At 43.4% G+C, this 20,626-nt stretch carries 15 protein-coding genes, 6 tRNA genes and 1 rRNA gene (1 of these 22 cut by a window edge); 21 read left to right on the forward strand and 1 reads right to left on the reverse strand.

Going from position 1 to position 20,626, the window contains the following annotated elements:
- The 21 genes from NQ488_00065 to NQ488_00165 form a co-directional block, all read left to right on the forward strand.
- A 23S ribosomal RNA gene (locus tag NQ488_00065) occupies positions 1-1,685 on the forward strand; it begins 1,205 nt to the left of the window's first position.
- Positions 1,686-1,786: 101 nt separating this feature from the next.
- Positions 1,787-1,860 (forward strand) — tRNA-Asp (locus NQ488_00070).
- A 39-nt stretch (positions 1,861-1,899) separates the two neighbouring features.
- A tRNA-Val gene (locus tag NQ488_00075) sits at positions 1,900-1,972 on the forward strand.
- 56 nt (positions 1,973-2,028) lie between these two features.
- Positions 2,029-2,101: transfer RNA gene (locus tag NQ488_00080), tRNA-Thr, on the forward strand.
- A 4-nt stretch (positions 2,102-2,105) separates the two neighbouring features.
- Positions 2,106-2,187: transfer RNA gene (locus NQ488_00085), tRNA-Tyr, on the forward strand.
- A 40-nt stretch (positions 2,188-2,227) separates the two neighbouring features.
- Positions 2,228-2,301, forward strand: a tRNA-Met gene (locus NQ488_00090).
- A 4-nt stretch (positions 2,302-2,305) separates the two neighbouring features.
- Positions 2,306-2,378: transfer RNA gene (locus tag NQ488_00095), tRNA-Phe, on the forward strand.
- A 324-nt stretch (positions 2,379-2,702) separates the two neighbouring features.
- Positions 2,703-7,568: a pectinesterase family protein gene (locus NQ488_00100; protein UWN95749.1), complete on the forward strand. Its 4,866-nt coding sequence runs from the start codon at positions 2,703-2,705 to the stop codon at positions 7,566-7,568.
- A 254-nt stretch (positions 7,569-7,822) separates the two neighbouring features.
- Complete coding sequence (locus NQ488_00105; protein UWN95750.1) at positions 7,823-8,860, forward strand: L,D-transpeptidase family protein; 1,038 nt, start codon at positions 7,823-7,825, stop codon at positions 8,858-8,860.
- Positions 8,847-10,373 (forward strand): aminotransferase class I/II-fold pyridoxal phosphate-dependent enzyme, encoded by a 1,527-nt coding sequence (locus NQ488_00110; protein ID UWN95751.1) that lies wholly within the window; start codon positions 8,847-8,849, stop codon positions 10,371-10,373. The genes NQ488_00105 and NQ488_00110 overlap by 14 nt, the downstream gene beginning before the upstream one ends.
- Positions 10,361-10,960: a guanylate kinase gene (locus NQ488_00115; protein ID UWN95752.1), complete on the forward strand. Its 600-nt coding sequence runs from the start codon at positions 10,361-10,363 to the stop codon at positions 10,958-10,960. The genes NQ488_00110 and NQ488_00115 overlap by 13 nt, the downstream gene beginning before the upstream one ends.
- Before the next feature lie 22 nt (positions 10,961-10,982).
- Entirely contained in the window at positions 10,983-11,417 is a 435-nt protein-coding gene (locus tag NQ488_00120) for a YaaR family protein (protein UWN97067.1), read from the forward strand.
- A 46-nt stretch (positions 11,418-11,463) separates the two neighbouring features.
- Positions 11,464-12,453, forward strand: coding sequence for a DNA polymerase III subunit (locus tag NQ488_00125; protein ID UWN95753.1), 990 nt, complete (start codon positions 11,464-11,466; stop codon positions 12,451-12,453).
- A 40-nt stretch (positions 12,454-12,493) separates the two neighbouring features.
- Positions 12,494-13,396: a stage 0 sporulation family protein gene (locus tag NQ488_00130; protein ID UWN95754.1), complete on the forward strand. Its 903-nt coding sequence runs from the start codon at positions 12,494-12,496 to the stop codon at positions 13,394-13,396.
- Between the two features lie 71 nt (positions 13,397-13,467).
- Positions 13,468-14,217, forward strand: coding sequence for a tRNA1(Val) (adenine(37)-N6)-methyltransferase (locus tag NQ488_00135; GenBank protein ID UWN95755.1), 750 nt, complete (start codon positions 13,468-13,470; stop codon positions 14,215-14,217).
- On the forward strand, positions 14,207-15,067 hold the full coding sequence (gene rsmI, locus NQ488_00140; GenBank protein ID UWN95756.1) for a 16S rRNA (cytidine(1402)-2'-O)-methyltransferase: 861 nt from the start codon (positions 14,207-14,209) through the stop codon (positions 15,065-15,067). Before NQ488_00135 ends, rsmI begins: the two co-directional genes overlap by 11 nt.
- A gap of 18 nt (positions 15,068-15,085) precedes the next feature.
- Positions 15,086-15,916, forward strand: a complete 831-nt coding sequence (locus tag NQ488_00145; protein UWN95757.1) for a deoxyribonuclease IV — start codon at positions 15,086-15,088, stop codon at positions 15,914-15,916.
- 2 nt (positions 15,917-15,918) lie between these two features.
- Positions 15,919-16,647, forward strand: coding sequence for an MBL fold metallo-hydrolase (locus tag NQ488_00150; GenBank protein ID UWN95758.1), 729 nt, complete (start codon positions 15,919-15,921; stop codon positions 16,645-16,647).
- A 57-nt stretch (positions 16,648-16,704) separates the two neighbouring features.
- Positions 16,705-17,421 (forward strand): hypothetical protein, encoded by a 717-nt coding sequence (locus NQ488_00155; protein UWN95759.1) that lies wholly within the window; start codon positions 16,705-16,707, stop codon positions 17,419-17,421.
- A 33-nt stretch (positions 17,422-17,454) separates the two neighbouring features.
- A complete protein-coding gene (locus tag NQ488_00160) occupies positions 17,455-19,323 on the forward strand; it encodes a hypothetical protein (GenBank protein UWN95760.1) in 1,869 nt (622 codons plus the stop codon).
- Positions 19,310-19,768, forward strand: coding sequence for a MarR family transcriptional regulator (locus NQ488_00165; protein ID UWN95761.1), 459 nt, complete (start codon positions 19,310-19,312; stop codon positions 19,766-19,768). Before NQ488_00160 ends, NQ488_00165 begins: the two co-directional genes overlap by 14 nt.
- A 95-nt stretch (positions 19,769-19,863) precedes the next feature.
- Here the strand turns inward: NQ488_00165 and NQ488_00170 are convergent, their stop codons facing one another.
- Complete coding sequence (locus tag NQ488_00170; GenBank protein UWN95762.1) at positions 19,864-20,370, reverse strand: QueT transporter family protein; 507 nt, start codon at positions 20,368-20,370, stop codon at positions 19,864-19,866.
- Positions 20,371-20,626 lie beyond the last annotated feature (256 nt).

The raw sequence follows: 20,626 nt of genomic DNA on the forward strand, positions 1-20,626 counted from the left end.
AGTATGGTTGGTAGAGGAGCATTGATGACGCGGCGAAGCGGTACCGGCAAGGAGCCGTGGAGTGTCATGAAGAGAGAATGCCGGAATGAGTAGCGAGATTAAAGTGAGAATCTTTAAGGCCGAATATCCAAGGTTTCCGGGGTAAAGCTGATCTGCCCCGGGTAAGTCGGGGCCTAAGGCGAGGCGGAGACGCGTAGCCGATGGACAACAGGTTGAGATTCCTGTACTGCAATGGATCAGAACTGTGGGGACACGGGAGGTAAAGGAAAGCCGGGAAAGGAAAGCCCGGTGAAAGCCGAGGAGGCGTATGCGAGGCAAAACCCGCATGCAAGCCAGAGCGGTGAGAGGAGCGAAACAAAAGTAGCGAAGTTCCGGAGCCTGCCGTCAAGAAAAGCCGCTATAGTGTCCATTGTACCCGTACCGTAAACCGACACAGGTAGATGAGGAGAGAATCCTAAGGCCGGCGGGAGAAGCATTGTCAAGGAACTCGGCAAAATGACCCCGTAACTTCGGGAGAAGGGGTGCCACAGCAATGTGGCCGCAGAGAATAGGCCCAAGCAACTGTTTAGCAAAAACACAGGTCTATGCAAAACCGAAAGGTGAAGTATATGGGCTGACGCCTGCCCGGTGCTGGAAGGTTAAGGGGAGATGTCAGGAAACGAAGCATCGAACTTAAGCCCCAGTAAACGGCGGCCGTAACTATAACGGTCCTAAGGTAGCGAAATTCCTTGTCGGGTAAGTTCCGACCCGCACGAAAGGCGTAATGATTTGGGCGCTGTCTCGACAATGCACCCGGTGAAATTGAAGTGCCAGTGAAGATGCTGGCTACCCGCGCCAGGACGGAAAGACCCCATGGAGCTTTACTCTAGTTTGGCACTGGGATCTGGCATTGCACGTACAGGATAGGTGGGAGGCTGAGAAATGATGACGCCAGTTGTCATGGAGCCGGCGTTGGGATACCACCCCTGCATTGCTAGGTTTCTAACCAGCCGCCGTGATCCGGCGGTGGGACAATGCCAGGCGGGGAGTTTGACTGGGGCGGTCGCCTCCGAAAGGGTATCGGAGGCGCTCAAAGGTTCACTCAGAATGGACGGAAACCATTCGCAGAGCGCAAAGGCAGAAGTGAGCTTGACTGTGACACCGACGGGTGGAACAGGTACGAAAGTAGGACTTAGTGATCCGGTGGCATAAAGTGGGATTGCCATCGCTCAACGGATAAAAGCTACCCTGGGGATAACAGGCTTATCACTCCCAAGAGTTCACATCGACGGAGTGGTTTGGCACCTCGATGTCGGCTCATCGCATCCTGGGGCTGGAGTAGGTCCCAAGGGTTGGGCTGTTCGCCCATTAAAGCGGTACGCGAGCTGGGTTCAGAACGTCGTGAGACAGTTCGGTCCCTATCCGGCGCGGGCGCAGGATATCTGAGAGGAGCCGTCCTTAGTACGAGAGGACCGGGACGGACTGACCTCTGGTGTACCGGCTGGCATGCCAATGCCACGGCCGGGTAGCCAAGTCGGGCAGGGATAAACGCTGAAGGCATCTAAGCGTGAAGCCCCCCTCAAGATGGGATATCCCACTGAGTAATCAGGTAAGACCCCTTGAAGACGACAAGGTTGATAGGCTGGAGATGTAAGTACAGCAATGTATTCAGTTGACCAGTACTAATAGGTCGAGGGCTTAACCGAAGAAAGAAACGGATAGAAAGAGAGTGCCTGAGGAGTTATCCGAAGGTAAGGGATGTAAGAGATAATTTAATGTGCAGTTTTGAAGGAACAATGATTAGCATGGCCTGGTGGCTCAGCTGGTTAGAGCGCCGCCCTGTCACGGCGGAGGTCGTGGGTTCGATCCCCATCCGGGTCGCTACACTGATGTGTTAATTGCATTATGATAAATAAATATGGGGTCTTAGCTCAGCTGGGAGAGCATCTGCCTTACAAGCAGAGGGTCATAGGTTCGAGCCCTATAGGCCCCACTTTTATACTTTCTAAAGATTATGCAGTTACGTTGCATTAATTGGTTGAAAGGTATGCCGACATGGCTCAATTGGCAGAGCAGCTGATTTGTAATCAGCAGGTTATCGGTTCAAGTCCGATTGTCGGCTCTATGGATGGATTCCCGAGTGGCCAAAGGGGGCAGACTGTAAATCTGTTGACTTCGTCTTCGAAGGTTCGAATCCTTCTCCATCCATTGCTTTTAGATAAAGCGTTATAAAAGATAATACTAATGCCGCGGGGTGGAGCAGCCCGGAAGCTCGTTGGGCTCATAACCCAAAGGTCGCAGGTTCAAATCCTGTCCCCGCTACTATGCCTGGATAGCTCAGATGGTAGAGCAGAGGACTGAAAATCCTCGTGTCACTGGTTCGATTCCTGTTCCAGGCACTTTTTATTAGCAGACACTACATAGTAGTGTCTTTTTTATTTGTAAATAAGTTTAATAATAAGCTGAATAATATGTAAAAGCGGGAGTCGGTTGTATAAAGGTATATAACATTTGTTAAATATGCACAATAAATACTGCAAAATAACCAGAATTAAAAAGCCAAAGATTATATAATATTATGAAATCACACAGTTTGTAGTGAATTTGCATAAAAAATATTAAAAATATGATTGCTATTTGTGAGAATTAATACTATACTTAAATTATTGCAAACTACAACAGTAGGGAGGTTGCACATTATAATAATAGGAGGGATTCTTACGATGAAGAACGGCTTAAAAAAGAAAGCTGGAAAAGTCGGAGCACTTATGCTTGCGTTATCGATGATAGTTGGATTAATGACATCGATTCCGGGAGGCGTATTTGCAATTCAGGCAAAAGCAGAATCGTACATTAGTGAAGATACAACAATTGTATATGGCACTAATGGCGGTGACACAACTGTACTGAAAGGCACATATGCTGCACAGGGTGATGCACTGACGGCTGAAGACAGTACAGCGGCTGATGGTGCTGTAAAGTGGACAAACGCACAATATCACAGTACCAATTATGGTGTGGTTGTGAAAAATGGTTCATCAGTAGCAATTAATGTTAAAGGCAATACAAAAATATCAATTGTAACTTCACAGTATAATACAGCGGGTAAGATGATTACGGCTGAGAGTACTGACAATAGTGGTAAATTGGAAGTACCGGATGAATGCAAGGTAGCAGCAGACAAGGATAAACTTACTGTTAATTATACGGCAGGAAGTGAGGAAACTGCGACAGTTACCTTAAATTTCGGTGGAACAGTTTATGTATCAGCACTTATAATTGAACCGGTTAAGGAGCCGACATATCTTGAAGCCGGAACTACAACAAAAGTAACATTTACAGGAAGTATTGATACTTCTAAGGCTGGAGATTATTCAGATGATTTAAATGATCTTACGGATTCAGCATATCAGCCACAGGCAAGTTACCTGAATGCAAAAGATCTTAAGCAGGCGAATGATGCAATTGTACTTTCAGGTGCAAAGTATCATGGAACCGGTTATGGAATTTATGTTTCTGCTAATACAACACTTGACGTTAATGTGGCAGGAAGTGCAACAGTAACGATGATTGGTTCTGTATACAGTGATGCTGCCGATATTACAGCTGTTTCGACAGACAGCAAAGGCAGATTTGAAAATAGCACTGTGTCAGGAAAGACAGATACAGACAAGACAGCTATAACATTCAAATACACAGGAAGAGATAATGCAACACTGACATTTACATTTGGTGGCAATACATATGTAGGTAATATAGTTGTAGCTGTAGATGAAGCAAAGGAGGAGCCATCAACCGGTCTTGATACATCTAAGATAGATGTATGGGATTTCGGTGCAGAAGCTCTTGATACGACTAAGTATAATAATAACTTTACTGCAGATGTAATTAATTCTTTTTATTCAGTACCTGGTGGTACGGCCAAAGTAAACATAGCATCATTTACTGCAAAGGATGCAGCAGGTAAGGATGCAGTTAAGTTCAATGATGGCGGTTTCAGTACAACGCACAGATGGAGAACAACTAACACAGCGCTTACAAGATATGATGCCAAATCACTTACAGATAAAAACGGCACTACATATACGGGATACCTTTACGCTAACAAGAGTTCAACAGATGCAGTTAACCTTCAGGTTTATCTGTATACCGGAGATATCTTTAAGGCATATCTTGGCTCAAATGGTAATGCAGCACTCTATAAGCTTTTAGCTCCAAGCGGTGATGCAGCAGAGTTCCAGTACACAGCAGCTAATAAGGCGGAAGAGGCTACATTCTACGCAGCAGAAGAGGGCTGGTATACATTATGGTGTACTAATGAGAAGCTTGTATGCGGACGTCTTACACGTGAACATGTTCCTACGGTAACTGTAAGTGGAAGTGTAACAGCGCCGGCATCAATTCCGTCAGGATACAAGCTTGTATTTACTAATACAACGACTAAAGGCGTAACTGAGGCAGATGTTAATGGCGGAAGTTATTCAGTAAGCCTTGCGGGTAAGTATTCATATGATGTGTCACTTAAGGATGCTAACGGATTTGTCGTAAGTGCGTCATGCAATAATATTGCTCTTGATGCATCAGATATGGCAAAGGATATTAATATCGAAGGTGTAAGTCTTGTTACAATATCAGGTAACGTAACAGGCATTGATGCAGATAAGCTTGGCAATATGAAGCTTACATTCAAGTCTGACAATGTATTTGTTCCTGAGTTAAATATTGACTCAACAGGTGCTTATACACTTAAGGTCGAGGGAGGAGTCACATATACTGTTTCAGCAGAAGGAGTTAATGATTTCACTCTGGATACAACATCAATATCAGCAACATCAGATACAACAAAGAATATTGAATTTACAAAGAAGCAGGTTTATCCTGTAACTGTTAAGGTTCAGGGTGTAGCAGATACAACAGGCGCTAACGTAACATTTACAAATATTAACGAGGACGGTTATTCATACACATTTGACATTAATTCTTCAATAGAATTAAGAGACGGACAGTATTCGGTTAAGATTGGCGGAATCGCAAGTGTACCTGTAGTTCAGGGCGCAACAGCCGATGTGGTTGTTAACGGAGCGGGCGCTGAAGTAACAATTCCAATGAATGAAGTATCAGCATGGGATTTTGCAAAGCTTAACAGTTCTAATGAAATAACAGCAATTAATGGAGTTAATTATTATGTAGGTCTTACACTTACATCTAATATTGTTGTTAATAAGACATATCTTCTTGCAAATGGTTCTTCATCAGATGCGGTTATAACAGTACCTAATGTAAAGAAGGGCAGTGAGGTAACAATCCAATATTGCTACAGTGCGTCATTTACAGCAGGTGATGTTACAGTTGATGAGAAGTCAGGAAGTACATCAAGAATTGATTCAGTTAAGATTACTGCACCTGAAGATGGTGATTTTGTTATTACAACAAAGACCGGAAGCAATGCAAGCCAGACATATTTCTGCTCTATAACAGTTAAGGAGCAGGCTGAGTATAAGTCAGTTCTCTATGTAGGTACTGATAAGGAATTTGCAACAGTTGGCGATGCTCTTGATGCAGCACGCAAGATGATAAGAACTCCTGATCAGGAAGTCACAATTATGATTGATCCGGGCAATTATGAGGAAATGCTTGTAATTGATATTCCTAATATTAAGCTGCAGAATGCAAGCAAGAACCCAAGTATAGCACTTAATAATAAGGGTGTTGGAATTGATGAGAATGCAGTTCGTATTACATGGTATTATGGACACGGATATACATACTACAGCATGGGAAGTGACTGTAAGTATGATGCAGCACTTCTTGCAGCTAACAAGGCCAACGGTTACGCAAGCTTTACAAATCCTGGCGCAGGAACAACTAACGGAAGCTATTGGAATGCAACAGTTGTAATTAATGCGGACGGATTCTCTGCAGACGGAATTATATTTGAGAATTCATTTAACCAGTATGTATCAGCTAAGTCTGTAGAGGATGTTATTGAGAAGCAGGCAGGTGCCAAGGAAGGTTCATCTGCACGTTCTACAATGAAGACTGTAGGTGATACAAAGGTTCAGGAGAAGGAGTATGTTGAGAGAGCTGCGGCTCTTGCAATCGGTAATGATGTAAGTCAGACGTACTTCAATAATTGTAAGTTCATCGGACGTCAGGATACACTTTATGGCGGAACAGGAGCTACAGCAGCATTTAATAAGTGTGATGTACTTGGTGGTACAGATTACATTTTCGGTGGAATGACAGCGGTATTTAAGTCATGCAACCTTGTATTCAATACTAATGACCAGACAGATAATGGTAAGAAGAATGATGTCGGATATATAACAGCACCTCAGCAGAAGTCAGGCAGAGGATACCTTATGTATGAATGCCGCGTAACTTCTACAACACCTGGTGTAGATACTGCCTCAACAAAGACATCTAAGCCGGGATACTTAGGAAGACCATGGCAGCCTGGTACAGGAGAAGCTGTATTTTATAAGACAACTGTTGATGCAGCAGACAGCTATTGGAATACAGATTACAGCTATGGCGAATCAATGATATCAGCAGCAGGATGGCTTACATCACTTGGAGGTGAGTCAGCACTCTGCGGTGAGTATGGTACAATTGAGACAGCAGGCGTTGATAACTCAGCTAAAAGAGCTTCATGGGCTAAGGTATTTACAAAGCCTGAGCTTGCAGATGGAAGCGCAATTTCGGTAGATACATTCCTTGGTTCATGGAATCCGTTTGGAGATGATAGTGGCGAAGAGCCTGAAAAGCCAACAAAGCCTGAGAAGCCTACGGAGAAGCCAACCGAAAAACCTACAAATCCGACACAGCCAACAACAGGCGGTCAGCAGCCATCAACACAGGCACCTACAACATCAGATAATGTAAAGGTTGTTCCTGATGAGAACGGCGAGGTTCCTGTTAAGGGTGTAGAGATATCATCAGATGTGAAGTTTACTGATAAGGACGGCAAGGAGATTGCATCAGGCACAGTAAGCATTAAGGCAGGTGCAATTGCAGATACAGACAAGTCAGAGCTTCAGAATAAGATTAACAATCTTATCAGTTCAGATGATGTTAAGGGAATGAAGTTTGTTGATATCAATGCACTTGTAAATAATGTTAAGGTTACTGTAAGTAACGGAACTCTTACAATTTCAATCAGAATTGATGACAGCATTGATTACAATTCAGGCAGTGATATCATAAGAGTATTCCATAAGACGGATGCAGGAATTGTTGAGCATGCAGTTACTAAGGGCGATGATAGAAATATCAGCTTCAAGGTTAATTCACTCAGCCCATTTGCTATCGTAGTAAGCAAGGGTGCTGAAGGTGGTAATAATGATGACTCTGACGATGGCAATGATGAGAAGGAGACAACAGCTCAGATAGTTGCAGTTAATCCGGCTCAGACAGTTACACAGCCTGCACAGACAGAGCAGACAACAGAAGCATCAGCTGAGGCAGCTTCAGACCAGAATGTAACATCTGCAAAGACAGGAGATACTGCTCCAATAGCACTTCTTGCAATTATTGCAGGTGTATGTGCATGCGCAATAGCATTCAGCACTAAAAAGAGAGCAAGATAATATCTGCTTATAAATGAGTTTTCAGGCTATGTTGCCGCATGGCAGGCATAGTCGTGGGAGACCCCGGAGAAATCATTAATCCGGGGTCTCTTTATTTCTTTACGGATAAACTTATTTGAGATATTCATAGTTGGTCTTGCGTTGACCTGTATCAGCATTCGTGATATTATTATTCAGACAAGGCTTAATAAAGTTAATTATATGATGCAGACAGATGCGGTATTAGACAGATATACGCAGGAATGGAGATAAATATGAGTCGTGGCAATATAAACAGAAAGTATCTTAGAAGACGTAAGAACTGGTTTCAGAGAAACTGGGGATATCTTGTGGCACTTCTTGTAATCGCGGCAGCAGTTACAGGCGGAATATTCGGAGTGAAGGCAACCATAAGCAGCCATAATGCCGGTGGAGCCGGGAATAATCAGAAGGATAAAGTGCAGGCTGAGCAGCAGACGCAGGAACAGACAAGACAGGTTACATGGATTGAGGCAACGGAGCCACAGAAAACTCAGGAAGTGGTATATACTCCACCGGCAGATGTAAGATATCCATATTTTGTAAAGGTAAACAGAGCGATGGGATGTGTAACCGTATACGGAATTGATTCTGAAGGAAAGTATACGATACCGGTAAAGGCATTTACATGCTCAGTGGGCCGTGAGGGCGAAGAGACCATAGTTGGTGAGGGTTACAGGACAAGCGATAAGTATGAGTGGAGACTTATGGTGGATTACACATATGGTATGTATGCATACAGAATAAGCGGAGGCTATCTGTTTCATTCAGTACCTTATTATACTGCCAACAACGGATCTCTTGAGACAGAAGAGTTTAATAAGCTCGGTTCTCCCGCATCACTTGGATGCGTAAGAATGTGCGTAAGAGATGTTAAGTGGATATTTGATAATTGTCCACAGGGAACACAGGTAACAATATATGATGACACAACAACACCGGGACCGCTCGGCAAGCCTGAGATGATTAAGATTCCGGTAAACAGTCCTAATGCAGGCTGGGACCCTACGGATCCTAATCCTCAGAACCCTTGGAAGAATTGTAAGGCTGAGATTAAGGGAGCTAAGGATATTACTGTCAAGGTTGGTGAAAAGGCGGATCTTATGAGCGGTGTTACGGCAGCCGATACATGCGGTAATGATATAACAGATGATATCGCACTTGTCGGAAGATATACGTTTGACCAGGCCGGAGATTATGACATAAAGTATGTTGTGACCGACCTGATTGACAGCAGGGCAGAGGTTTCGGTGAAGTTGCATGTTACCAACTAATAGCGGGCAGAAGTCTTTTGAAAAGACTTTTGATAATGAAGACGATTTATTTGACAGATTAGAGAATTATTGCAGCTCAGGGTATATTCCGATGCATATGCCGGGGCATAAGCGCAATACACAACTTATTGATACAGGCAATCCATATGGAATAGATATTACAGAGATAGACGGATTTGATAATCTGCACCATCCGGACGGATTTCTTAAAGAAGCGCAGGAAAGAGCTGCGCAATATTATGATGCAGCAAAGACATGGTATCTTGTAAGTGGCAGCAGTATAGGCCTTATGTCGGCAATACTTGGTGTGACATCAAGACATGATACGGTATTAGTTGCACGTAATTGTCATATCTCGGTTTATAATGCTATTTATGAAAATGAACTCAATCCGCAGTACATTTATCCAAAATTTGTGGATAACTTGTGGATAAGTAGTGGAATCCTGTCAAATGATGTGGAAAAAGCGCTTAAAAATTGTGTAAAAAATGAAAAAGGCAGTGGAAAAGTCGGTGCAGTTATAATCACTTCTCCTACATATGAGGGGAATGTATCTGATATAAGAGCAATTGCAGATGTTGTGCATAAGTATGGAGTGCCGCTTATTGTTGATGAGGCACATGGCGCGCATTTTAAATATTCCGAAAAGTTTCCGCAATCGGCACTTGGGCTTGGAGCGGATGTTGTTGTGCAGAGTCTGCATAAGACGCTTCCGTCACTCACACAGACCGCTCTGCTTCATGTAGGCAGAGAGGCAGTTAACAAAAAGAGGCTGATTGCTGATATAGACAGATATCTTAATATGTTCCAGAGTACAAGTCCGTCATATATACTTATGGGCTCGATTAACAGATGTATAAGGCTGATGAACAGTGAGCGTGGGCGTGCTGTCATGGATAATTATACGAAGGAGCTTGAGAAGCTGAGAAGAAGGCTTGAGAAGCTGCGTGTGATAAAGCTTGCAAAGTCAGACGATATATCAAAGCTTGTGATATATACGGAAGACGGCTGTTTGCAGGGAAAACAATTGTATGATATATTATTAAAAAGATACAGGATTCAGCTTGAGATGGCATCTCTTAGGTATGTTATCGCAATGACGGGACCGGGAGACACTAAAGAATATTATGACAGGTTCTATGATGCACTGTGTGAGATTGATAATGAGCTTGCAGGGCGCAGCGGTACTTCTGATATCGGCAGCAGTGAGACTGTGAATATATCAAGACCGGTAATTAAGATGAATCTGTACGATGCGGTTAACTGCGAAGACAAAGAGTCAGTAGAGTATCATGATGCCTGTGGAAGGGTAAGCGCTTCCACTGTATGTATATATCCGCCGGGAATACCGCTTGTGTGTCCGGGAGAAGTTATCAACAGGAATATGATTGACACAGTAGACAATGCGTTCAGGGACGGGCTTGATGTCATGGGACTTGAGGGGCTTGAGGCAGGACTGTGCGGGGCAGCACCGGATGAAAGGAAGATAGTGAAGATATTATGCCTGAGATAGCATTTATAATGGGGAAAAGTTCATCCGGCAAAGACAGCATTTTCCGCATGCTTGCAGATGATAAGGAGCTTGGGCTGTGTAAGGTTGTACCATATACGACAAGACCGATGAGAAGCGGTGAGACGCAGGGCGTTGAATATAATTTTGTTGATGATGCGCAGGCAGACAGGATGGCAGCAGAAGGCAGGATTATAGAACTGCGAAGCTACAATACGGTACATGGCATATGGCGCTATTTTACGGCTGATGACGGACAGATAGAGCTTGGCAATGGCAGCAGATATATTATAATAGGCACCCTTGAGGCATATAAGAAGTTTCTCAGGTACTTTGGAGAAGAGCATATTATGCCGATATATATAGAAGTGGATGACGGAATAAGGCTTGAGAGAGCGCTTGAGAGGGAGCGCCGGCAGCAGGCTCCTGATTATGAGGAGATGTGCAGAAGGTTTATTGCTGACTGCCATGATTTTTCAGAAGAGAATATTGCTGAGTGCAATATTAATAAGAGATATAGCAACAATGCAGCGATAGAGCAATGTCTGTCTGAGATAAGACGGGATATCGGTAATATGATGATTAACTGATGGGAGGTGTGATGCGGTGGATATAAGAGTTAATGAGACAACCAGGGCGCAGAGTGTTGATAATACTTCTAAGGTAAGCAGCGGTGATGATTCATTTAAGTTTACGCTTATAAGCAACATTGAGGAAAAGGACCTCCAGCAGAAGCTCAGAACCATGATGGAGGATATCAATGAGCAGGGTGAGAAGATAGCCAGACACATGGATATTAAGGATATGCGCAGGTACAGGGAGCTGGTTAAGGGCTTTCTTAATGAGGTAGTAAGCCGCTCACATGAATTTTCAAGGGAGAACTTCCTTGACAGACGCGGAAGGCACAGGGTGTACGGAATAGTAAAGCTCGTGGATAAGAATCTTGATGACCTTGCGGGTGAGCTGGTTAAGGATGAAAAGGATCATATTGCAATCGTGAGCAGGATAGATGACATAAGAGGTCTGCTGCTCGATGTTACAACGTAGCCGGACAGGCGTGACAGGCACTTTGTGCCTGCAGAATGGAGTTGATATGAACAGTTTTGATGAGATAATCGGACATGACAGGATTAAGGAACATCTGCAGAATGCAATCAGGCTGGATAAAATCTCACACGCATATATCATTAACGGTGAGCAGGGCAGCGGCAAGAATATGATTGCCAGTATATTTGCAAAGACTCTGCAATGTGAGAAACATGGAACAAGTCCATGTAATGAGTGTCATTCCTGTATTCAGGCAGATTCAGGCAATCAGCCTGATATTATAAGGGTTACGCATGAAAAGCCTGCGAGCATAGGAGTTGAGGATGTCAGGGGGCAGCTTGTAGGTGATATCCAGATAAGACCTTATTCGAGCAAATACAAGATTTATATTATAGATGATGCGGATAAGATGACGGTTCAGGCACAGAATGCGATACTTAAGACTATAGAGGAGCCGCCGGAATACGGAATAATCATGCTGCTCACAGAGAATGCCGACGGTCTGCTTCAGACAATTCTTTCAAGGTGCGTTAAGCTTGATCTCGGACCGGTTGAAGATTCACTTATTCAGAAGCATCTTATTGAGAAGTTCAGCATACCCGATTATGAGGCGAGATTTGCTGTGGCATTTGCACAGGGCTGCATCGGACGCGCAGAGTCGATAATCGTGTCAGATACATTTGTGCAGATGAAGGATAATGCAATGCATATTCTTAAGTATGTGCAGGATATGACGGTAAGTGAGCTTATTGATGCAGCAAAGAGCGTGTCGGGATATAAGAATGATATCAATGATTATCTTGATTTGCTTGCAATGTGGTATCGTGATGTGTTACTGTTTAAAAGTACGAATGATGCCAACCTTCTTATATTCAAGGAGGAGCTTAAGACGATACGCAGTCAGGCATCGGTTTCTTCTTATGAAGGTTTACAGAATATACTGAATGCGATAGATAAGGCGAAGAGAAGACTTCGTGCCAATGTTAATTTTGACCTTACAATGGAGCTTATGTTCCTTACGATGAAGGAGAATTAATGGCAGTAATAACAGCAGTACAGAAAGGTTTATATATATCATGACAAATGTAGTAGGAGTCAGATTCAGAAATGCCGGCAAGATATATTTTTTCTCACCGGGAAAGCTTGAGATCAGCACGGGACAGCATGTAATAGTTGAGACAGCAAGAGGCGTTGAGTACGGAAGTGTAGTGCTCGGACCGCGTGATGTCGAGGATGATAAGGTTGTAGCTCCGCTTAAGACGGTAATCAGAATCGCAACACCTGAGGATGATGAGACGGAAGCTAAGAACCGCGATAAGGAGAAGGAAGCATTCAGGATATGTCTTGAGAAGATTGCCAAGCATAATCTTGATATGAAGCTTATAGGAACAGAGTATACATTTGATAATAACAAGGTTCTGTTCTACTTCACGGCTGACGGAAGAATTGATTTCAGGGAGCTTGTAAAGGATCTTGCATCCGTATTCAAGACGAGAATTGAACTGCGCCAGATAGGTGTAAGGGATGAGACAAAGATTCTCGGAGGAATAGGTGTATGCGGACGTCCGCTGTGCTGCAGCTCATATATGGCTGATTTTATTCCGGTTTCAATTAAGATGGCAAAGGAACAGAATCTTTCACTTAATCCAAGCAAGATATCGGGAGTATGCGGGAGACTTATGTGCTGCCTTAAGTATGAGGAGGATACATATGAGTATCTTAACAGCAGACTGCCGAATGTAGGCGATTTTGTTACAACACCGGAAGGACTTAAAGGCGAGGTTCACAGCGTTAACGTACTCAGACAGCTTGTCAAGGTAATCGTTACGGTTGACGGCGATGACAAGGATGTAAGGGAATATGCCGTAAAAGAGCTTAAGTTCAAACCTAAGCGCAGGAATGAGAAGCTTAATATCAATGATGATGAGCTTAAGGCGCTTGAGGATATGGAAAAAAAGAGAGAAAACCATATCAATTAATTCAGGATTATGAGGCCGAAGGTGTTCAGAGATGATACCTCCGGCTTTTGTACAATATGGGATGGAGTTTAATGGAACTTAAAGAGAATGAGAGAATTGATGACCTTCAATGCCATGGGCGAATGCTGATACAGAACAAATCAATGTTCTGTTTTGGCATAGATGCAGTACTGCTTGCCAACTATGCGGTTGTGAACGAAGGCGATGTATGCATGGATCTGTGTACGGGTAACGGTATAATTCCGGTGCTGATGGAGGCGAAGACAAAAGGAAAGCATTATACGGGACTGGAGATACAGAAGGAGAGTGCAGAGCTTGCAAGGAAAAGCGTTGAACTTAATAATACCGCTGACAGAATCGATATTGTAAATGATGACCTTAAGAATGCGGTTGCACTCTATAAGCGCGGAAGATTTGATGTTGTTACGGTTAATCCGCCATATATGAATGAGAATCACGGAATTGTCAATCCGTCTTCACCTAAGGCAATCGCAAGGCATGAGATATGCTGTACGCTTGAGGATATTATCAGCACATCTTCAGCACTTCTAAGGGATAAGGGCAGATTCTACATGGTTCACAGACCGCAGAGGCTTGTACAGATATTTGAGCTGTGCCACAGCTACAGGCTTGAACCCAAAAGAATGCGGATGGTATATCCGTCATATGGGAAGAATGCCAATATGGTGCTTATTGAGGCTGTAAGGGGCGGCAATTCGCAGCTTACGACAGAACCACCGCTTATTGTGTATAATGAAGATGGCGGTTATACTGAGGATGTGCTCAGATACTACAGGGAAGGAGGAGAAGATGAGCGATAATATTACGGGACAGGGAATGCTTTATCTGTGTGCAACGCCGATAGGCAATCTTGAAGATATTACTTTCAGGGTTATAAGGACATTGAAGGAAGTGGATCTTATTGCTGCGGAGGATACGCGCAACAGTATAAAGCTTCTGAATCATTTTGAGATAAAGACACCGATGACGAGCTATCATGAGCATAATAAGGTTGAGAAGGCAAAGGTTCTTGTTGACAAAATGCGTGCAGGAACTAATATTGCACTTATAACTGACGCGGGAACTCCGGGAATCTCAGACCCCGGCGAGGAGCTTGTAAGACAGTGCCATGAAGCGGGTATACAGGTTACGTCACTTCCCGGGGCGGCAGCCTGCATCACAGCGCTCACCATGTCGGGACAGCCGACACGAAGATTCGTGTTTGAAGCATTTCTCCCATTCGACAAGAAAGAGAGGGCGGATGTTCTTGAAGAGCTTAAAAATGAGACAAGAACGATAATTATACATGAAGCGCCGCACCATCTTGCCGCACTTATAGACGAGCTTACAGGCGTGCTTGGCGGTGACAGGAGTGTAAGTATCTGCAAGGAGCTTACAAAACGCTATGAGAAGGTCTGGAAGACAACTCTTGAAGAGGCATCACAATTCTATAAGAGCCAGCAGCCGAGAGGCGAGTATGTGCTTGTGATAGCCGGAAGGGACAGACAGGAGCTTAAGCTTGAAAAGCAGAAGTCATGGGATGCAATGAGCATTCAGGAGCACGTGTCAATGTATGAAAATCAGGGTATTGACCGCAAGGAGGCTATGAGAATGGCAGCTAAGGACAGGGGAATATCCAAGAGGGATGTATATCAGCAGTTGTTATCATAAATGAAACGGAGGCAGAATATGTTTAAGATTGGGTGTCATTTGTCAACATCTAAGGGATATGCCAATATGGCAAAGGAGATACACAGGCTGGGCGGCAACACATTTCAGTTCTTTACACGTAATCCAAGAGGTGGAAGTGCCAAGGCGATTGACCCGGCAGATATAGCAGAATTTCACGAATTGTGTGGCGAATACGGGATTGATGTAATACTTGCACATGCCCCATATACGCTTAACGCATGCTCCAAGGATGAGTCTACGAGAGATTTTGCCAAAAGGACGATGGCGGATGACCTGGTAAGAATGGAGCAGACACCGGGCAATCTGTATAATTTTCATCCGGGAAGCCATGTGTCACAGGGCGTAGAGGCCGGAACGGAATATATTATACAAATGCTTAACGAGGTGCTCAGTGAGAACCAGTCAACAACAGTACTTCTGGAGACTATGGCGGGCAAGGGCAGTGAGATAGGAAGAACATTTGAGGAACTTAAGACGATACTTGACGGTGTAAAGCTTTCATCACATATGGGCGTGTGCCTTGACACATGTCATGTATATGATGCCGGATATGATATCGTGAATGACCTTGATGGTGTGCTTGCTGAGTTTGACAGGGTAATCGGGCTTGACAGACTTAAGGCGGTACACATTAATGATGATAAGAATCCGTTTGCAAGCCACAAGGACAGACATGAGAAGATTGGCGAGGGTTCAATAGGCACGGAGGCATTTGAAAGAATAATAAACCATCCTTCACTGAGGGAGCTTCCGTTCTATCTTGAGACACCGAATGAAGCGGAAGGATATGCAAAGGAGATTGCGCTGCTTAAGGGGCTTTACAGATAATTATGAAGATAACATATGTACATCACAGCTCATTTGCAATAGAATTCCCGGAATCAAAGAAGGTCCTTTTGTTTGATTATTTTAACGGGGAACTGCCGCAATGGGATAAAGACTACAGAATCTATGTGTTTGCAAGTCACAAGCACTATGACCATTTCAGCAAGAAAATATTCAACTTTGCATTGGAATATCCGGATATAACGTACATTCTTGCCAAAGAAACACGGATGAATGAAAAATACATGGACAGATGGAATATTCCCATTGTGGCGCGTGACAGAATTAATTATGTCGGCAAGGACCGGGAATATGATTTTGACGATATTCATGTGACAACGCTTACGTCAACCGATTCGGGTGTTGCATTCATTATACGGACGGAAGGTAAGACGCTTTACCACGCAGGGGATCTTAACTGGTGGTGGTGGGATCAGTATACACCGCAGCAGGCGCTGCAGATGGAGAAGGATTTTAAGGCACAGATAGACAAATTTGACAAAAACCTGCATATTGATGCTGCGTTCCTGCCGCTTGATATCAGGCTTAAGGAAGAGGGATTTTTCCGTGGCTTTGATTACTATATGCGACGCTGGGATATTAAGATGGCTTTTCCTATGCACTGCTGGGGAAGATTTGATGCGATAGAGAAGCTTAAGGCTATGCCGGTATCAGCTGAATACAGGGATCGTGTGGTGATGATCCATAACGATGGTGAGAGCTGGGAAGTTTGACAATATGTGGTGTTAGTGGTAATTTTATGGTATATATAAGTGAATGGAGGGCGTGCTATGAGAAGATTTGACAGAATATTAGGTATGGCGTTTGTGACACTGGCAGCAGCATTTTTCATAGGTATCAGTCCTGTAAGTGCAAAGGCTGAAGAAGTGGGGATAAGTTCAGACACAGAAGGTATGGCATATATTGACAGTGCCATTGCCAACATGGATAATGACGTTGAATTAGCATTCAGTCCGGAGGAAGTTAACGTATATGCGCTTATTACTTATCTGAATCTTTCGGTGCATCCGATAACAGGAATTAATACATATCAGCAGATGCAGTATGCAGGGTATGGATGCTGGTATTCAGACGATTATCTTAATATACAGTTTGACTGGAAGCTGACAATGGAGCAGGAGCAGATTTTTGACGCTACTGTAGGTATGCTTGCACCGTACCTTGTCGGACCGACTGAGTACGATACAATTAAAAATGTTCACGATTGGATATGTCTTACAACAGATTATGACGATGCTACGGTATATGGATTTGCGAGCAGACATTCGGGGTATAATGCACTGTTCGAGCATCTTGCGGTATGCGACGGTTACGCAACGCTCTTTCAGAAATTTATGGATAAATTAGGAATTCCGTGTTACTGTGCAACAGGCAATAATCATGCATGGAACATAGTCTGGTATAATGGGGCATGGTACAAGGTGGACTGCACATGGGATGACCAGGATTACGGAATCATTTACAAGTATTTTATGACAGGCATATAAGACTAGTTATTGAGGCATGGAACAGGTAACGGAATGAATCAGGATTATAATAAAGTTATAAACAGACATATAGATTTGGATGACAACGATATCGAAACACTCAGACAGAAGGTATCGCAGATAACGGTGCCTGAGACGGTTGCGGACGATATGCGGGAGATTATAGAAGGACCGCTTAACCGGTGCGGTATTTATCACAGAATTTTTTACCGCGTCAAGAGTGAAGACTCTATAGTAACAAAGCTTACGAATGTAAGTAAGAATTACAATGCATATCATAAAATGCAGGATCTTATAGGACTCAGAATAGTACTGTATTATGTGGATGATATCAAGATATGCAAGGATCTTATCGAGAGAGAGTTCCCTGAGTGCGAGTGGGCTGTAAGCAGCCAGACAACATCGGAATTCAAATCCATGAAGACTAATGGTGTAATGTCACTGCCGAAGTATATTGCTGACAGAATATCTCCGCAGACATGGGAACTTCCGATTGACAAGACATTTGAAGTGCAGATAAGAACAATGGCTTTCGAGGGATGGCATGAGATTGAGCATGACATGCGCTACAAATATACCAAGATGTGGGAGCATGACGAGTCACGTCATTATGCGCGTAAGCTGAACAGTGTTCTTGCAACTCTTGAGCTTTGTGATGACTCAATAATATCAATGCTTGAAGAGATGGGTCATACCTATTACAAGGAAAAAGACTGGAACTCTATGATAAGGTGTCATTATCATCTGAGAATTACTCCGGATGACCTGCATCCTCAGCTTCAGGAGATTCTTGACGGGAATATATCGATTGGTAAGTTTATATATAAGCTTGAGAGAGCGGATTTTATAATGACGCTTATGGATTGCTACAAGGATATTGAGCTTAGCTCCAACAGCATAATAGCAATAATCAATGAACATTTTCTCCATAATAAAGAGATATCTGAGGCAGTTTCAAAGCTTGGGCTTCTCAAGGAAAAGTCTTACGAGCAGCCGAATCGTGAAAAGGCACTTCCTACGCTTACAAGATTCAACGTGTTCAGATCTCTTACGTATCTTAAGGAAAGCGATATTGATTCAGAACTTATATTTATGGCGGCAAGTGAGATAATACATAAGTGGATTATTGAAAAGTATGAGAATATTTTTCCGGGTATTCCGCAGGCACCGGATACATTTGTCCTTGATACGGTGGGATATAAGGTAAGCGAAAGTATTGACTGGGATGAACAGCTCATGTCAATAGAGGTTACGCAGCCTGATTCCAAGGAAGCCTGCAAGATGTGGTCTACTAAAGCGAAGATATATCCGTCAGGCAACAGGCTTGCACTCTGGGTACAGAATGATTTTTATGAGATAAAGTCCAACCATGGGCTTATCAACAGTTCATCATTCTCAAGACCTTCATTTTATGGCCGGATTGCCGGTAAGATTGGTCTCGTGGACGGTGAAGAACTTCGTGGACAGGTGATTAAGAAGACTGAAAAGCATTTTGACAGTCTTATGAAGCTCATTAATAATAATCAGAGGCGGTTCCCTATTGTGCTTATATCAGCGGCTAATACGGAATGGCTCAAGGAATTCAAAGAAGAGCTTTTTTCAAAGAAGGTAAGTTACTATGCGCATGTATTCATGGCAGATGAACCGCTTGCAGAGCTTGTCTCACGCCAGTATTCGGAGAATTATGAGACTATGAAGGATTCGATAAGGGTATTCTGGCCTCATGATACAATTAGGAACTCAAGATATCAGGCATATCCGCTTGAATATATTGAACACTGTTCATTTGAGATGCACAGCCTTAAGGATAATGCAGATACGAGATACCGTAACATATCAGGAGCAGGAGCGTTCAGATTCCAGCTTGTGGCAGCAATAAGAGAGGAAAATGTGTCAGAATAGAATGCAGGATAATTATAATATACTCAATTCAATACTTGTTAATCTCTTTAACGATATAATGGGGATTGAGGAGAAGGCACTTATTGTTGGTGAGTTCTCCGATATTTCGGTTACGGATATGCATATTATAGAGGCAGTCGGAATCGGTGAACCGAGGACAATGTCCCAGATATCAAAGCTCCTTGATGTTACAATGGGAACGCTTACGATTGGAATTAACGGTCTTGTGAAAAAGGGCTATGTAGAGCGCAGGCGCGGCGAGAAGGATAAGAGAGTGGTATATGCCACACTTACTGATAAGGGGCACAGGGCGTATGCACACCATATGCATTTCCACAGGAACATGGTTGAAGCGGTGATGCGGGACTTGAGTGATGATGAGGCAGAGATTCTTGTAAGGACACTTAAGAAGCTGGATGGCTTCTTTGAAGAGATAAAAAGATGAAAAAGCAGCAGGCTGCGATTGCGGTTATCGTATAGATAATCATTTATAATCGTATTCTGCTGCTTTTTATCAGTACTTAAAGTTATTGCTTTATATTAATTGGCAACATTCTGTGTATCAGGGAAAATTACACTTCTATAGCGGCTGAGCGCAAACAGAAGAATCATTCCGAGAATTCCGCATGAAATTACTTCTCCTGCACCGACAGTAATCATAAGATACCATATGGTTCCGGGAGCTTCGTAAACAAGTCTTAATACCCATGGGACAATGATTGTGTTGGCAACAATCGGAGGAACAGGCGCGAGCCACTTAAAACGGCGGAGCAGGTATGTTCCGACAGCACCGATAAGTGTTGCGATTGTACCGAAGATGATGTCGTAGAGAGCACATCCTGTGAGTACATTGCTTAAGAAGCATCCGATTGCAAGACCCGGAATGGCAGCAGGTGTGAAGAACGGAAGGATTGTAAGTGCCTCCGAAAAACGGACCTGAATTGCTCCGTTAGCGAGTCCGAGCATGTTGGCAAACTGTGTCAGCACAACATAAAGAGCAGCTATAACGGCTGCCTGAGTGATGAAAAGTACCTTTTTGTTTCTCATATTTAGTTGTCTCCTTTAGTTTTGTTTTACGAGTGGAAGGTCTCGAACACTCGATTCATTTTACGCCGGGAATCGGCGGGAAGCCAAATCAGACCTTGGTTTTGCGGCTTCACATGAAAAACAGAGGTTAGTATATCATGGAAATGCGGGCGTGGCAAGAGGAAAGTGGGGGAAATTTTGATGAAATAGTTGATACAAAAATATGCATAGGTTATAATTAATATAAACGTAATATCAAGAACTTATTAAAGGTTAT

Origin of the sequence: [Bacteroides] pectinophilus, assembly GCA_025146925.1 — a bacterium.
Classification (GTDB): Bacteria; Bacillota; Clostridia; order Lachnospirales; family Lachnospiraceae; genus Bacteroides_F; species Bacteroides_F pectinophilus.

Bases quoted from the DNA above. Each gene is read 5' to 3' on its own strand.
- NQ488_00155 (UWN95759.1), top strand. From the start codon at position 16,705: ATGAGAAGATTTGACAGAATATTAGGTATGGCGTTTGTGACACTGGCA.
- NQ488_00160 (UWN95760.1), top strand. From the start codon at position 17,455: ATGAATCAGGATTATAATAAAGTTATAAACAGACATATAGATTTGGAT.
- NQ488_00125 (UWN95753.1), top strand. From the start codon at position 11,464: ATGAACAGTTTTGATGAGATAATCGGACATGACAGGATTAAGGAACAT.
- NQ488_00135 (UWN95755.1), top strand. From the start codon at position 13,468: ATGGAACTTAAAGAGAATGAGAGAATTGATGACCTTCAATGCCATGGG.
- NQ488_00150 (UWN95758.1), top strand. From the start codon at position 15,919: ATGAAGATAACATATGTACATCACAGCTCATTTGCAATAGAATTCCCG.
- NQ488_00100 (UWN95749.1), top strand. From the start codon at position 2,703: ATGAAGAACGGCTTAAAAAAGAAAGCTGGAAAAGTCGGAGCACTTATG.
- rsmI (UWN95756.1), top strand. From the start codon at position 14,207: ATGAGCGATAATATTACGGGACAGGGAATGCTTTATCTGTGTGCAACG.
- NQ488_00105 (UWN95750.1), top strand. From the start codon at position 7,823: ATGAGTCGTGGCAATATAAACAGAAAGTATCTTAGAAGACGTAAGAAC.
- NQ488_00110 (UWN95751.1), top strand. From the start codon at position 8,847: ATGTTACCAACTAATAGCGGGCAGAAGTCTTTTGAAAAGACTTTTGAT.
- NQ488_00145 (UWN95757.1), top strand. From the start codon at position 15,086: ATGTTTAAGATTGGGTGTCATTTGTCAACATCTAAGGGATATGCCAAT.
- NQ488_00130 (UWN95754.1), top strand. From the start codon at position 12,494: ATGACAAATGTAGTAGGAGTCAGATTCAGAAATGCCGGCAAGATATAT.
- NQ488_00165 (UWN95761.1), top strand. From the start codon at position 19,310: ATGTGTCAGAATAGAATGCAGGATAATTATAATATACTCAATTCAATA.
- NQ488_00170 (UWN95762.1), bottom strand. From the start codon at position 20,370: ATGAGAAACAAAAAGGTACTTTTCATCACTCAGGCAGCCGTTATAGCT.
- NQ488_00115 (UWN95752.1), top strand. From the start codon at position 10,361: ATGCCTGAGATAGCATTTATAATGGGGAAAAGTTCATCCGGCAAAGAC.